Annotated in this window: 12 protein-coding genes; 10 read left to right on the forward strand and 2 right to left on the reverse strand. The window is 73.3% G+C overall.

What is annotated here, in order from left to right:
* Positions 1–223: 223 nt before the first annotated feature.
* Genes ACFC0Z_RS33010 through ACFC0Z_RS33030 form a run of 5 tightly spaced genes read left to right on the forward strand, consistent with a single transcriptional unit; the run spans position 224 to position 7,455 of the window.
* On the forward strand, positions 224–1,039 hold the full coding sequence (locus ACFC0Z_RS33010; protein ID WP_376445892.1) for a TIGR03084 family metal-binding protein: 816 nt from the start codon (positions 224–226) through the stop codon (positions 1,037–1,039).
* A complete protein-coding gene (locus tag ACFC0Z_RS33015; RefSeq protein WP_376445894.1) occupies positions 1,036–2,796 on the forward strand; it encodes an acyclic terpene utilization AtuA family protein in 1,761 nt (586 codons plus the stop codon). Before ACFC0Z_RS33010 ends, ACFC0Z_RS33015 begins: the two co-directional genes overlap by 4 nt.
* On the forward strand, positions 2,793–4,391 hold the full coding sequence (locus ACFC0Z_RS33020; RefSeq protein ID WP_376445897.1) for an acyl-CoA carboxylase subunit beta: 1,599 nt from the start codon (positions 2,793–2,795) through the stop codon (positions 4,389–4,391). The genes ACFC0Z_RS33015 and ACFC0Z_RS33020 overlap by 4 nt, the downstream gene beginning before the upstream one ends.
* A gap of 8 nt (positions 4,392–4,399) precedes the next feature.
* On the forward strand, positions 4,400–6,313 hold the full coding sequence (locus ACFC0Z_RS33025; RefSeq protein ID WP_376445900.1) for a biotin carboxylase N-terminal domain-containing protein: 1,914 nt from the start codon (positions 4,400–4,402) through the stop codon (positions 6,311–6,313).
* Positions 6,310–7,455 carry an acyl-CoA dehydrogenase family protein gene (locus ACFC0Z_RS33030; protein ID WP_376445903.1) on the forward strand — a complete coding sequence of 382 codons (1,146 nt, stop codon included), beginning with the start codon at positions 6,310–6,312 and terminating at the stop codon, positions 7,453–7,455. Before ACFC0Z_RS33025 ends, ACFC0Z_RS33030 begins: the two co-directional genes overlap by 4 nt.
* A gap of 34 nt (positions 7,456–7,489) precedes the next feature.
* Here the strand turns inward: ACFC0Z_RS33030 and ACFC0Z_RS33035 are convergent, their stop codons facing one another.
* The gene (locus ACFC0Z_RS33035; RefSeq protein WP_376445906.1) at positions 7,490–8,386 is read right to left on the reverse strand and encodes a sporulation protein; all 897 of its coding nucleotides are present in this window, start codon (positions 8,384–8,386) and stop codon (positions 7,490–7,492) included.
* Between the two features lie 71 nt (positions 8,387–8,457).
* Here ACFC0Z_RS33035 and ACFC0Z_RS33040 point away from each other — a divergent pair, with 71 nt between their 5' ends.
* The 4 genes from ACFC0Z_RS33040 (at position 8,458) to ACFC0Z_RS33055 (ending at position 12,050) form a co-directional block, all read left to right on the forward strand.
* The gene (locus tag ACFC0Z_RS33040) at positions 8,458–9,579 is read left to right on the forward strand and encodes an ABC transporter substrate-binding protein (RefSeq protein WP_376445907.1); all 1,122 of its coding nucleotides are present in this window, start codon (positions 8,458–8,460) and stop codon (positions 9,577–9,579) included.
* 51 nt (positions 9,580–9,630) lie between these two features.
* Positions 9,631–10,653, forward strand: a complete 1,023-nt coding sequence (locus tag ACFC0Z_RS33045; RefSeq protein WP_376445910.1) for a hypothetical protein — start codon at positions 9,631–9,633, stop codon at positions 10,651–10,653.
* Between the two features lie 75 nt (positions 10,654–10,728).
* Positions 10,729–11,460 (forward strand): enoyl-CoA hydratase family protein, encoded by a 732-nt coding sequence (locus ACFC0Z_RS33050; protein ID WP_376445912.1) that lies wholly within the window; start codon positions 10,729–10,731, stop codon positions 11,458–11,460.
* Entirely contained in the window at positions 11,448–12,050 is a 603-nt protein-coding gene (locus ACFC0Z_RS33055) for a TetR/AcrR family transcriptional regulator (RefSeq protein ID WP_376445915.1), read from the forward strand. Before ACFC0Z_RS33050 ends, ACFC0Z_RS33055 begins: the two co-directional genes overlap by 13 nt.
* Positions 12,051–12,054: 4 nt before the next feature.
* Here the strand turns inward: ACFC0Z_RS33055 and ACFC0Z_RS33060 are convergent, their stop codons facing one another.
* On the reverse strand, positions 12,055–13,125 hold the full coding sequence (locus ACFC0Z_RS33060; protein ID WP_376445917.1) for a M4 family metallopeptidase: 1,071 nt from the start codon (positions 13,123–13,125) through the stop codon (positions 12,055–12,057).
* A gap of 393 nt (positions 13,126–13,518) precedes the next feature.
* On the opposite strand from ACFC0Z_RS33060, the gene ACFC0Z_RS33065 reads away from it, so the two are divergent.
* Positions 13,519–14,628 (forward strand): isopenicillin N synthase family dioxygenase, encoded by a 1,110-nt coding sequence (locus tag ACFC0Z_RS33065; RefSeq protein ID WP_376445920.1) that lies wholly within the window; start codon positions 13,519–13,521, stop codon positions 14,626–14,628.
* The last annotated feature ends 46 nt before the right edge of the window (positions 14,629–14,674 follow it).

Raw genomic sequence — 14,674 nt, forward strand, 5'->3', positions numbered from 1 at the left:
AGCGGACCGGGGCCGGAATCGGCCCCACGAGGCACGATTCGGGGTCGTCCCGGAGTCGGCCGTCGGGGACGGTTCCCGTACCTCTGAGGTATGACGCGTACCCCGAGGTGCCTGGCGGGGGCGGGAAGGCGCCAATCAAAGCAAGCATGCTTGATTGTTTTCTGGATCGCTGCCATGCTCCGGTCACGCCGAGGGTTTCCGAGGGTTTCCAAGGGGAGCGCACGTGTCCGATCCCGCCGCCGTGACCGACGACCTGCTCGATGATCTGCTCGACGATCTGTGCGAGGAGGGCGAGGAACTCGACCGCTTGGTCGGCGAGTTGGGGGACGGCGACTGGGCCTTGCCCACCCCCGCCCCCGGCTGGACGGTCGCCCACCAGATCGCCCACCTCGCCTGGACCGACCGCGCCGCCCTCCTCGCCGCCACCGACCCCGAGGCCTTCGTCGCCGAGGTCGAGAAGGCCATGGCCGCCCCCGACCGGTTCGTCGACGAAGGCGCCGAGGAAGGCGCGAAGCTGCCGCCCGTCGAGCTCCTCGCCGCCTGGCGCATCGGCCGCGAGCGCCTCCAGGACGTCCTGCGGGCGGCCCCGGCCGGGGCGCGCTTCCCCTGGTACGGGCCGCCGATGAGCGTCTCCGCGATGGCGACCGCCCGGCTCATGGAGACCTGGGCGCACGCCCAGGACGTCGCCGACGCCCTCGGCGTCACCCGCGTCCCCACCGCCCGGCTCCGGCACGTGGCCTGGATCGGCGCCCGGGCCCGCGACTACGCCTATCTCGTCCGGGGGCTCCCCGCGCCCGCCGCCCCCTTCCGGATCGAACTGGACGGCATCGACGGGAAGTTGTGGGCGTACGGCCCCGAGGACGCGCCCCAGAAGGTCACCGGGCCCGCCCTCGACTTCTGCCTCCTCGTCGCCCAGCGCGTCCACCGCGCCGACACCGCCCTCGTCGCCCACGGCCCCGACGCCGAGCACTGGCTGACCATCGCCCAGGCCTTCGCGGGCCCGGCGGGCGGCGGCCGCGACCCCCAGGGGGCACGGTGACCGCCCCTCGTACGCCCCTCCGCATAGGCAACGCCTCCGGCTTCTACGGCGACCGCTTCGACGCGGTCCGCGAGATGCTCACCGGTGGCGAACTCGACGTCCTCACCGGCGACTACCTCGCCGAACTCACCCTCCTCATCCTCGGCCGCGACCTCCTCAAGGCCCCCTCGGGCGACGCCGGGTACGCGAAGACCTTCCTCCGCCAGATGGAGGACGGCCTCGGCCTCGCCCACGAGCGCGGGGTCCGGATCGTCGCCAACGCGGGCGGCCTCAACCCGGCGGGCCTCGCCGACGCCCTCCGTGCGCTCGCGGGGAAGCTCGGCCTCCCGACCCGTGTCGCGCACGTCGAAGGCGACCGACTCCCGCCCAGAGATGGCGAGTTGACCTCGAACGCCTACCTCGGCGGCGGCGGGATCGCCGCCTGTCTCGCCGCCGGAGCCGACGTCGTCGTCACCGGCCGCGTCACCGACGCCGCCCTGGTCACCGGCCCCGCGCAGTGGCACTTCGGCTGGGGCCCCGAGGAGTACGACCGGCTCGCGGGCGCGGTCGTCGCCGGGCACGTCCTGGAGTGCGGCACCCAGGCCACCGGCGGCAACTACGCCTTCTTCCGGGAGATCCTCCGCGACCGCGACCGCGACCGCGACCGCGACCGCGACCGCGACCACGATCCGGCCGTCCTCCGCCGCCCCGGTTTCCCGCTCGCCGAGCTCCACGCCGACGGCAGCGCCGTCATCACCAAGCACCCCGGCACGGGCGGCGTCGTCGACGTCGGTACGGTCACGGCCCAGCTCCTGTACGAGACGGCCGGCGCCCGCTACCCCGGCCCCGACGTGACCGCCCGCCTCGACTCCGTACGCCTCACCCAGGAGGGCCCCGACCGGGTCAGGATCGACGGGGTGCGCGGCGAGGCCCCGCCGCCCACGCTCAAGGCCGGGTCCTGCCGCCTCGGCGGCTTCCGCAACGAGGTCGTCTTCGTCCTCACCGGCCTCGACATCGAGGCCAAGGCCGCGCTCGTCCGGGACCAGCTCGCCGACGCCCTGTCCGAGAACCCGCCCGCCGAGGTCCGGTGGGAGCTCGCCCGTACGGACCGCGAGGACGCCCCGACCGAGGAGACGGCGAGCGCCCTGCTGCGGCTCGTCGTCCGCGACCCCGACCCCGAGAAGGTCGGCCGCACCCTGACGGGGGCGGCGATCGAGCTCGCCCTCGCGAGCTACCCCGGCTTCCACGTCACCGCCCCGCCGGGCAGGGGCGCCCCCTACGGGGTCTTCACCACCTCCGCCGTCCCGGCGGCGGACGTTCCGCACACGGCGGTGCTCCCCGACGGGACCCGCCACGACATCCCCGTACCGGCGCGGACCCAGGCCCTGGAACCCGTACCCGACCCGGAGCTCCCGCCGGCGCTCCCGCCCGGCCCCGTCCGGAGGGCGCCCCTCGGGCGGATCGCCGGCGCCCGCAGCGGCGACAAGGGCGGGGACGCCAACGTCGGCGTGTGGGTGCGCACGGAGGAGGAGTGGCGGTGGCTCGTCCACGCCCTCACCGTCGACCGCTTCCGCGAACTCCTGCCGGAGACGGCCGACTTGCCGGTCACCCGGCATGTCCTGCCGAACCTTCGCGCCCTCAACTTCACCGTCGCCGGGATCCTCGGCGAGGGCGTCGCCTCCCAGGCCCGCTTCGACCCCCAGGCCAAGGCCCTCGGCGAATGGCTCCGCTCCCGCCACGCAGACGTACCGGCGGACCTTCTGGAGGAAACCCGATGACCGTCCTCGCCTCCGCCCTCGACACCGGCGGACCCGACTACCAGTCCCACCGCGCCGCCATGCTCGACAAGCTCGCCGCCCTCGACGCCGAGCACGCCAAGGCCCTCGCGGGCGGCGGCGAGAAGTACACGGCCCGCCACCGGTCGCGCGGCAAGCTCCTCGCCCGCGAGCGGATCGAGCTGCTCCTCGACCCCGACTCGCCGTTCCTTGAGCTGTCCCCGCTCGCCGCCTGGGGCAGCGACTACACCGTGGGGGCCTCCCTGGTGACCGGCATCGGGACCGTCGAGGGCGTCGAGTGCCTGATCACGGCGAACGACCCGACCGTGCGCGGCGGCGCCTCCAACCCGTGGACGCTGAAGAAGGCCCTGCGCGCCAACGAGATCGCGTTCGCCAACCGCCTCCCGGTCATCTCGCTCGTCGAGTCCGGCGGCGCCGACCTGCCCTCCCAGAAGGAGATCTTCATCCCGGGCGGCGCGCTCTTCCGCGACCTCACCCGGCTCTCCGCCGCCGGCATCCCGACGATCGCGGTCGTCTTCGGCAACTCGACGGCCGGAGGCGCGTACGTCCCCGGCATGTCCGACCACGCCGTGATGATCAGGGAACGGTCGAAGGTCTTCCTCGGCGGTCCGCCGCTCGTGAAGATGGCGACGGGCGAGGAGAGCGACGACGAGTCCCTCGGCGGCGCCGAGATGCACGCCCGGACGTCCGGTCTCGCGGACCACTACGCCGTCGACGAGACGGACGCGATCCACCAGGCACGCCGGATCGTCGCCCGCCTCAACCACCGCAAGGCGCAGGCGGACCCGGCGCCCGCCGAACCCCCGAAGTACGACGGGGACGAGCTCCTCGGGATCGTCCCCGGCGACCTGAAGACCCCGTTCGACCCGCGCGAGGTCATCGCCCGGATCGTCGACGGCTCCGACTTCGACGCGTTCAAGCCCCTCTACGGGACCTCCCTGACGACCGGCTGGGCCCGGATCCACGGCTATCCCGTCGGCATCCTCGCCAACGCGCAGGGCGTGCTCTTCTCCGCCGAGTCGCAGAAGGCCGCCCAGTTCATCCAGCTCGCCAACCAGCGCGACATCCCGCTCCTCTTCCTCCACAACACCACCGGCTACATGGTCGGCAAGGAGTACGAGCAGGGCGGGATCATCAAGCACGGCGCCATGATGATCAACGCGGTGGCGAACTCGAAGGTCCCGCACCTCTCGGTCCTCATGGGCGCCTCGTACGGGGCCGGGCACTACGGCATGTGCGGCCGGGCGTACGACCCGCGCTTCCTCTTCGCCTGGCCGAGCGCGAAGTCCGCCGTCATGGGCCCGCAGCAGCTTGCGGGCGTGCTCTCGATCGTGGCGCGGGCCTCCGCCGCCTCCAAGGGGCAGCCGTACGACGAGGAGGCCGACGCCGGGCTCCGCGCGTTCGTCGAGGCGCAGATCGAGTCCGAGTCCCTGCCGATGTTCCTGTCGGGGCGGCTGTACGACGACGGGGTCATCGACCCCCGCGACACGCGGACGGTCCTCGGGCTCTGCCTCTCCGCGATCCACACGGCACCGGTCGAGGGCGCGCGCGGCGGCTTCGGCGTCTTCCGAATGTGAGGCCCCAGATGCCCCAGTCCCTGCAATTGGCGACCGTCCTCGTCGCGAACCGCGGCGAGATCGCCTGCCGCGTCTTCCGCACCTGCCGTGACCTCGGCATCTCCACCGTCGCCGTGTACTCCGACGCGGACGCCGACGCCCTGCACGTACGGGAGGCGGACGCGGCGGTACGGCTGCCGGGGGCCGCGCCCTCGGAGACGTACCTCCGCGGCGACCTCGTCGTGGCGGCCGCGCTCGCGGCGGGCGCGGACGCCGTCCACCCCGGCTACGGCTTCCTCTCCGAGAACGCCGGCTTCGCCCGGGAGGTCCTCGCCGCCGGCCTGGTCTGGATCGGGCCGCCGCCGGAGGCGATCGAGGCGATGGCCTCGAAGACCCGGGCGAAGGAACTCCTCGGGATCGCGCCCCTGCGTCCGGAGGACGTGACGGAGGCCGACCTGCCGGTGCTCGTGAAGGCGGCGGCGGGCGGCGGCGGGCGCGGCATGCGCGTGGTGCGTGAACTGGCCGCTTTGGAAGGTGAGTTGGAGAGGGCATCGGCCGAGGCGGCGAGCGCCTTCGGGGACGGCGAGGTCTTCGTCGAGCCGTACGTCGAGAACGGCCGCCACGTCGAGGTCCAGCTCCTCGCCGACACCCACGGCACGGTCTGGGCGCTCGGCACCCGCGACTGCTCGCTCCAGCGCCGCCACCAGAAGGTGATCGAGGAGGCCCCGGCGCCCGGCCTGCCCGCCGGGCTCGTCGACGAGCTGTACGAGCGGGCGACGGCGGCGGCGAAGGCCGTCGGGTACGTCGGCGCGGGCACGGTCGAGTTCCTCGTGAAGGACGGCCGGGCGCACTTCCTGGAGATGAACACCCGCCTCCAGGTGGAACACCCGGTGACGGAGGAGGTGTACGGGGTCGACCTCGTCGCCCTCCAGATCGCGGTGGCCGAGGGGCGCGGACTCCCGGCGGAACCCCCGGCGCCCCGGGGGCACGCGATCGAGGCCCGCCTCTACGCGGAGGACCCGGCGCGGGAGTGGGCGCCGCAGACGGGCGTCCTGCACCGCTTCGAGGTGCCGGACGGCGTCAGGGTCGACACGGGATACGTGTCGGGGGACACGATCGGCGTCCACTACGACCCGATGCTCGCCAAGCTGATCGTCCACGCCGGGACCCGGGAGGCGGCCCTCCGCAAGCTCGTTCACGCCGTGGAGCGGGCGGTGGTCCACGGCCCGGTGACCAACCGCGGCCTCCTCGTCGCCTCCCTCCGCCACCCCGAGTACGCGGACGCCGCCGACGGCCTCGACACCGGCTTCTACGACCGGAACCTCGCCGCGCTGACGGCCCTCGCGCCGGGCGGGGAGCACGCGGCCGTGGCCGCCGCCCTCGCCCTCGCCTCCTCCCGCGCGGGCCGGTTCGGCGGCGGGTGGCGCAACCTCCGCTCGCAGGACGAGACCCGGACGTACGGCGACCACACGGTCCGCTACCGGCCGACGCGGGACGGCGGGTACGAGGTCACGTCCCCGGAGGGCGTACGGGTGGTGAAGGCGGGGCCGACCGCCGTGAGCCTGGAAGTGGCCGGAGTCGTACGGCACTTCGAGATCGCCGCCTACGGGGACACGGTCCACGCGGGCGGCCACCGCCTCACGGCCCGCCCCCGCTTCCCCGACCCCGCCGCAGCCCAGCGGGAACCCGGCTCCCTGCTCGCCCCCATGCCCGGCACCGTCGTCCGGGTCGCGGACGGCCTCGCCGTCGGCGACCGGGTCACCGCCGGACAGCCCCTGCTCTGGCTGGAGGCCATGAAGATGGAGCACCGCGTCACCGCTCCCGCCTCCGGCACGCTCACCGCGCTCCACGCCGCCCCCGGCCACCAGGTCGAGGTCGGTGCCCTGCTCGCCGTCGTACAGACCGACGTACCGACCGAAGCAACGGAGGAAGACCCCGAATGAGCACTCTCGCGAGCACTCTCGTCGATTCCGAGGAACTGACCGCACTCCGCTCCGCCGTCTCCGCCCTCGGTCACCGCCACGGCCCCGGCTTCGACCGGGCCGCCCTGTGGGCGGAGGCCGGGAAGCTCGGCTACCTCGGGGTGAACCTGCCCGAGGAGTACGGCGGCGGGGGCGGCGGCATGGCCGAGCTGTCCGTCGTCCTGGAGGAGGCCGGAGCCGCCGGGGCGCCGCTCCTCATGATGGTCGTCTCGCCGGCGATCTGCGGCACGGTCATCGCCCGCTTCGGCACGGAGGAGCAGAAGCGCGCGTGGCTGCCGGGGCTCGCGGACGGCTCGAAGACGATGGCGTTCGGCATCACCGAGCCCGACGCGGGGTCGAACTCGCACCGGATCACGACGACCGCGACCCGCACCGAGGACGGCTGGGTGCTGAGCGGCCGGAAGGTCTTCGTCTCGGGCGTCGACATCGCGGACGCGACCCTGATCGTGGGCCGGACGTCGGACGCCCGGACGGGCAGCCTGAAGCCCTGTCTCTTCATCGTCCCGCGCGACGCTCCCGGCTTCGGACGCCGGCACATCGAGATGGAACTCGACGCGAACGAGAAGCAGTTCGAGCTGACCCTCGACGACGTGCACCTTCCGGCGGACGCGCTCGTCGGCGACGAGGACGCGGGGCTGCTCCAGCTCTTCGCGGGCCTCAACCCGGAGCGGATCATGACGGCCGCGTTCGCGATCGGCATGGGCCGGTACGCGCTCGCGCGGGCCGTGACGTACGCGAAGGAGCGCCAGGTCTGGAAGGCGCCCATCGGCGCCCACCAGGCCATCGCGCACCCCCTCGCCCAGGCCCACATCGAGCTCGAACTCGCCCGCCTGATGATGGCGAAGGCCGCGCACCTCTACGACGCGGGCGACGACATGGGCGCGGGCGAGGCGGCGAACATGGCGAAGTACGCGGCGGCCGAGGCGTGCGTACGGGCGGTGGACACCGCCGTCCACACCCTCGGCGGCAACGGCCTCACCAAGGAGTTCGGCCTCGCCCGGCTGGTGACGGCGGCGCGGGTGGCGCGGATCGCGCCGGTCAGCCGGGAGATGATCCTCAACTTCGTGTCGCACACGACGCTGGGGCTGCCGAAGTCGTACTGAGTCCGAGTCCGGTGACCCCCACCCGGCGACCTGCTCAGCTGTCCTGCCACCACCGTGGGATGTCGAGGTCGTAGTAGACGTGCTCGCCGTCGTCGACGGCGGTCTCCGGCAGCTCGGCGAGCGCGTCGATCCACTCCCGGGCCTTCGCCTCGAAGTCCACGTGGCCGATCTCGTGGTGGGCGGCGACGCGCCGGAGGGCCGGGGGCTTCTTCCACCAGTCCTTCTCCGCGAGGGCGGCCTTCCGCAGGTAGATCTCGGCGCCGACCGCGTTGGAGTGCAGGTAGAGCTCCAGGTCGGAGCCGGCGGCTCCTGCGGCCGTGGGGGCGGCGAGGTGGAAGCCCTGTCGGCAGTAGAGGATCTGCCGCTCCGTGCGCGGGATGTACTCGGGGGCGACCCATGCGCCACGGCAGGCGTATCCGGCGGCGGCGAAGGCGTCGAGGAGGGTCTCGTGCAGGGCCGTGGCCTCGATCCGTACGGGGTCGCTGTCCGTGCGGTCGGAGGCGTTGTCGGCGTCGACCTCCGTGAAGAGCCCGAGCCGCACGCCCGCCAGCGGCGCCCCGCGGACCTCGGAGACGGGGGTCTGCCACTTCAGCCGGTACCGGAGCGGCACCCGGCGCTCCTCACCCCTGGGGATGGTGAAGTGGCTCGTCACCTCGAAGTGGGCGAGGGTGTCACCCGCGCTGGTGTCGATGTCCGCGCTCGTGCTCTTGTCGACGGGGGCGGCAGCCGCGTTGGCGACGAGCCGCGCGTTGACCCGCCGGATCCGGACGTCGCGGTCGAGCGCGCGCAGGACGACCTCGCCCCGCAGGATCTCCCCGGGGCGCACGGGCCCGTCCGGGAGGACGGTGTCGACCTCCAGGGGTATGCCGACGACCGCCTTGCCGCCGCCGCTGCCGTTGTTTCCACTGCCGAGCAGTCGCTTGAAGACCATGGCGGGATGCTAATCGGGCGGGGACATCAAGGGGTTGCCGTCCGGTGGTGGTCGCGGATCCAATGATCGTCATGTCCACTGGAAACGTGTCTCCCCCGCCCGTCCTGATCGGCGCCCTCGCCCCCCTCACCCGCCCCGGCTGGACCGAGGCCGGCCGTCATCTGCTCGCGGGGATCGAACTCGCCGTCGACGAGGTCAACGCGAACGGAGGGATCGCGGGCCGCCCCCTGGAGCTGCTCGTCCGGGACACCGCGGCCGATCCGGCGCGGGCCGCGGTCGCCGTGGAGGAGCTGGCCGGGCGCGGGGTGGCCGCCGTCGTGGGCGAGTACCACTCCGTCGTCGCCCGGGCCGCCGCCGCGCGGGCCGACGCCCTCGGCGTCCCGTTCCTCTGCTCCTCCGCCGTGCTCGACGGGCTGATCGACGGGCAGAGCGAGTGGGTCGCGCGGATCGCGCCCGTCCAGTCGCGCGGCTGGCGGATCTACGCGGACTTCCTCCTCGCCACCGGCCGCGGCGACCGGGTCGCCGTCGCGACCCAGCCCAGCGTGTACTGGGCCTCCGGCACCCGCGTCCTCCGCGAGCACCTCACAGCCCACGGCGGGAGCCTCGTCGAGCTCGACGCGAACGCCCTCGCTCCGGCCGAACTCTGCGACGCCCTCGCCGAGCACGGCGCCACCGCCCTCCTCCTGCTCACCGGCGCTCCGGAGCCGGCGGTGCCGCTCGTCAGGGCCGTACGGGCGGACGAGCGCCTCGCCGGCCTCCTGGTCGGCGCGCCGGCCGGGCAGCCGGAGTTCGCCGAGTGGGTGGCGGAGCTGGGCGAGGCCGGGGCCGGGATCCCGTTCCTCCGGTACCTGCCCGAGGACCCCGGCCCGCTGGGGGAGCGCGTCGGCAAGGAGCTGCGCGAACGGCTCGGCGGGGAGCCGTCGTTCGTCGCGTACGAGGGCTGGGACACCGTCACCGTCCTCGCCGAGGCCCTGCGCGCCGGCGGCACCGACCGGGCGGCGGTCGCCGGGGCCTGGCCGCGCGTCGAGGCCGAGGGGACCCGGGGGCCGATCCGGTTCTCGCGTACGGAGGGGGTCGGCGTGTGGCAGTGGGCGTGGGCGCCGATCCGGGTCGTGGACCGGGATCCGGCGGACCTCGGGCGCATCCGTGTCCTGCACGGTGACGAGCGGGCCAACTTCCTGCGCGAAGACTGATCGCCCCGTACCGTCTGGCTCATCTGGTTGTCACATCAGGGGAGTTGAGTGATGCGTCGTCGCGTCCGGGCGGCCACCGTGACCGCCTTCGTCCTCCTGGCGGGGCTCGTCCTGCCAGGATGCGGCTCCGGCTACGACAAGTACGGCTACGAGGGGTACGGCGACCCGTGGGGCCAGGATCCCAAGCCGCCCCGCGCGGGCCACGACGGGCTGCCCGGCAGGGACAAGCAGTCCGACAAGCCCGACGAGCCGGGCTTCAGGCCCGACGGGCATCTCGCCTACCAACTCCCCATCATCCCGATCTCGTTCTCGATCAGCGCGAGCGGGAAGTTCCGCGTCAGCGTCACCCCCAAGCTGTCCACACCCCTGGGGACGGTCTCCTTCAGTACGGGGGTGAGCTCGGCCACGGACGAGGAGACCGGCAAGCCGCTCCCGCCGGCGCCCGCCGACGTGACGCAGCTGTTCCTCTGCGAGAAGGGCCAGGCCCGGCGGCACTGCGAGGGCTACCGCATCGGGACGGGCCGCAAGCTGACGATCGAGATGGACGGGAAGTTCGTCCAGCAGGTCGAGCAGCAGCGCATCGTCATCGAGGCCGAACCCGGCTCCACCATCCGCGTCCTGGACGCGGGCGAGCCGACGAAGCGGGACGTGCGGGGGCCCGCGTACTGGGCGATCGAGGAGTACGAGATCAAGGCGCGCGGCAAGGACTACTCCGCGATCGACCTGGAGCAGAGCTACTCCGGGACCAAGGCGGACCTCGCGTACGACCACGTCACGGGGGAGCTGAAGACGGTCAACGGCGCCCAGGTCTCCCAGGTGACCCGGCACAGCGTCTTCGGCTACCGCGACGACGTCATGACCGGGGCGGACTATCCGACCGAGGACAAGTGCCTCAAGACGCCGGAGGCCGAGTGGCGTCCCGGTTTCACGGCGGAGGACCTGGGCGAGGACATCGTCGTCAGCTGCGTCAAGACGGCGGAGGGGGACCTCGGCTTCCTGGCGATCGGCCCGCGCAAGTGGGATCCGTCGGAGCCGGTGGGGTACAGGGTGTACGCGCTGACGTGGGTGCGGTGACCCGTACGCCGCCTTCCCAAGAAGCATGCAAGCGTGCTTGATTGTTTCTTCCGAGACAACCACCGGGGGGCACGCATGACATCCACGCCGTCGATCCTCGTCACGGAGGAACGGGGCATCACCACCCTCGCCCTCGACTCTCCCGCCACCCGCAACGCCCTCTCCGTCCCCCTCGTCGCCGAACTCTCCGAGGCTCTCACCGCCGCCGGGAAGGACCCGGCGGTCCGGGCGGTCGTGCTCACGCACACCGGCGGCACGTTCTGCGCGGGCGCGGACCTGAAGGCCCCGCCGAGCCCGTACGTCTTCGTCGACCTGCTCCGGCAGGTCGTCGAGCTCCCGAAGCCGGTCGTCGCGCACGTCACGGGCCACACCCGCGCGGGCGGGCTCGGGCTGCTCGGGGCCTGCGACGTCGTCGTCGCGGGGGAGGGGGCGGACTTCGCGCTCACGGAGGTACGGATCGGGGTCGCCCCGGCGGTCATCTCGCTCACCCTGCTCCCGAAGCTGGAACCGCGCGCGGCGGCCCGCTACTACCTGACGGGGGAGCGGTTCGGGGTCGCCGAGGCGGTCGGGATGGGGCTGGTGACGGCGGCGGACGCGGAGCTCGACGCGATCCTCGACGCGCTGCGGGCCGCCTCGCCGCAGGGCCTGCGCGAGGCGAAACGGCTGGTCACCGCTAGAGTCCTGGAGACCTTCGACCGGGACGCGGAGGACCTCGTACGGAGGTCGGCCACGCTCTTCGCCTCCGCCGAGGCGCGCGAAGGGATGACGGCCTTCCTCGAACGACGGGACCCCGAATGGCGGCTCTGACTCCTCTTACGCCTCCCGACCGGAATCCCAAGCAGGACCGCAGCCGGCTCACCCGGCAGCGGCTGCTCGAAGCCGCCGTGGCCTGCCTCGCCGAGCGCGGCTGGGCCGGCTCCACGGTCACGGTCGTCGCCGAGCGGGCCGGGGTCTCCCGGGGCGCCGCCCAGCACCACTTCCCGACCCGCGAGGACCTCTTCACGGCGGCCGTCGAGTACGTCGCCGAGGAACGGTCCCAGGCGCTGCGGGAGCTGCGTACCGACGACCGCGAGAAGGCCGTCGCCGCACTCGTCGACCTCTACACCGGCCCCCTCTTCCGGGCCGCGCTGCACCTCTGGGTCGCCGCCACGGGCGAGGACCAGCTCCGCGACCGGGTCACGGAGCTGGAGGCCCGGGTGGGCCGCGAGTCGCACCGGGTCGCGGTCGAGGTCCTGGGCGCGGACGAGTCGCGGCCGGGGGTGCGGGAGACGGTCCAGGGCCTCCTGGACATGGCGCGCGGCCTGGGCCTCGCGACGCTGCTCACGGACGACCGCGCCCGCCGGGACCGTGTGGTGGCCCAGTGGGCGCGGCTGGTCAGCGAGGAGCTGAGTTCCTGAGGGCTCAGACGCCGGGGATCTGGCGCGCCTGGAAGGCCGCGCGGACGGCGTTCGCCGCCGAGGCGCCGTACATCTTCTGCGCGGTCGCGACGGTCGCCTTCGCGGCCGCCTCGAAGCTGGTGTCGGCGGCGAAGTCGAACTGCGCGTTCACGATGATCCGGTCGGCGGTGCGGGCGCCCAGGGCCGTACGGATGTCGAGGAGCGCGCGCGACCAGATCTCGCCGTCGGCGTGCACCTCGCCCTCGCGGTCGGCGTAGGTCTTGTCGCCGTCGATCGTGCGCAGGCAGTGCGGGGCGGTGGAGTACGCGGTGGAGTCCCAGTCGCCGACGCAGTTGGCGTCGGCCTTGAGGGGCCAGCCGTAGCGGGTGGCGGCGTTGGTGCCGACGGCGACGGCGAGGTAGTCGCCGAAGGCCTCGCCGATGGCGCCGGACTCGGCGGTCGTGCCGAAGCCGGGGACCTGCGCGTTGTGCACGGCGTGGCCGTACTCGTGGACGATCACGTCGGCGTCCTCGGCGTCGTCGACGCCGCCCTTGCCGAGGCGGATCTCGCCCTTCTTGTCGGTGAAGAAGGAGTTGTCGGCGCCCCACTGGTTGAGGCGGACGGCCTGGACGCGGTCGTTCGCGCCGCGCAGCTCGGTGCCGAAGCCGAGGCTCTGGAGGTACTCCTGCGCCTCGTTGATCCAGAAGTACGCCATGACCTGCTCGAACTCGTCGTTCGAGCGGTTGTACGTGGTGGCGGCGGCGACCGAGGCGGGGTTGCCGGTCTCGGAGCGGACCGTGACCCACTTGCCGGACAGCTTGCCGCTCGCGTCGAGGTTGCGCAGCGTGGCGAGCGCGTAGGCGGAGGCGGGCACGTCGCTCGCCGCGTCCTTGTGGTCGCTGAGGGTCTGGTCGCCCGAGGACTGGACCGGGTTGACCATGAAGACGCGGGCCTGCGGCAGCGAGGCGGCGGTGGCCCCCGTGGACGGGAGCAGGGCGGCGGCGGCCGTGCCGGCCACGGCGACCGCGGCGACGAGGCCGCGCGAGGCGCGGGCCCGGGGAGTGCGAGACGTACGAGGACGAGGCGTACGAGGCATACGAAGCATGGACATCCTTCTGCGAGGGGATGCTGCGACGGGAAGGTTGGCGTGTACTCAACACGCGGAGGCGGCGATCTTCGCGCACGGTCCGCCCCTTTGACCAGAGCCCGCGCCACCCCGGAGGGCGTCCGGGCCGCGTGACGCGGGCCACAGTCGTTCCGCGCCGGCCGCAGTACCCTGGTCGCATGCCTCCGCTCGTACGCCGCCGCCACGTGGACTTCGTCCGCGTCACGAGCATGAGCTGTCGACGCTCCGCCTGACCTTCCGGGACACCACAAGCACCCTCCCGGCGGGTCCCTCGTCTCCCGAGCACTGCCGACCGGCACCCGCGGCCCCCGCCCCACCCTTTGGCGGCCGCCCCGGGCACCCGTAGACCCCGCGGACGCACACATGACCCTCAGCTCGTACTCCGAGAAGCAGCAGCCGACCCCTCAGCCGCAGCAGCTTCAGCAGCCGAAGAAGGCGCACACCCACACGTACCCCTCGCAGCTCCCGATCGTCGACCTCTCCGCCGCCGACCGCGACCCGCAGGCCCGCCGCCTCCTCCACGCCCAGCTGCACTCCGCGGCGCACGACGTGGGCTTCTTCCAGCTCATCGGCCACGGCATCACGGAGGCCGAGACGCAGGCGCTCACCTCCGCCATGCGCGCCTTCTTCGCGCTGCCCGAGGCCGACCGGCTCGCCCTCGACAACATCAACTCCCCGCACTTCCGCGGCTACACCCGCATCGGCGACGAGCGCACCGCCGGCGCCCGCGACTGGCGCGACCAGCTCGACATCGGCCGCGAGCGCCCCGCGCACGCCCCCGGACCCTGGGAAGCCCCGTACTGGTGGCTCGAAGGCCCCAACCAGTGGCCCGAGGCCCTGCCGGAGCTCCGTACGGCCGCCCTGCACTGGATCGACCGCCTCAGCGCCGTCGCCGAGAAGCTCCTCCACGAGCTCCTGCTGTCGATCGGCGCGCGTGAGGACTTCTACGACGACGCCTTCGGCCCCCGCGCCTACCCGCACCTCAAGCTGGTCCGCTACCCCGGCAGCAGCGGCGAGGGCGACGACCAGGGCGTCGGCGCGCACAAGGACTACGGCTTCCTGACCCTGCTCCTCCAGGACCAGGTGGGCGGTCTCCAGGTGCAGCGGGAGGACGGCAACTTCCACGACGTACCGCCGCTGCCGGGCGCCTTCGTCGTCAACCTCGGCGAGCTGCTCGAAGTCGCGACCAACGGCTACCTGGTGGCGACCAACCACCGCGTGGTGTCCCCGCCCGGGGCGACGGAGCGGTACTCGGTCCCGTTCTTCTACAACCCGCGCCTGGACGCCCGCGTCGCGCCGCTGGAGTTCCCGTACGCGGACCGGGCACCGGGCGTGACGGAGGACCCGTCGAACCCGCTCTTCGCGGAGTACGGGCGGAACGAGCTCAAGGGCAAGCTGCGGGCGCACCCGCTGACGACGGCCCGCCACCACGCGGACCTGCTGCTGCACCCGGAGTCGGCGCAGCTGGTGTGAGCGCGGCTGGTGTGAGCGCGGCTGGTGTGAGCGAGCGACGAGAAAG

Origin of the sequence: Streptomyces sp. NPDC056144, from assembly GCF_042264145.1 — a bacterium.
GTDB lineage: Bacteria > Actinomycetota > Actinomycetes > Streptomycetales > Streptomycetaceae > Streptomyces.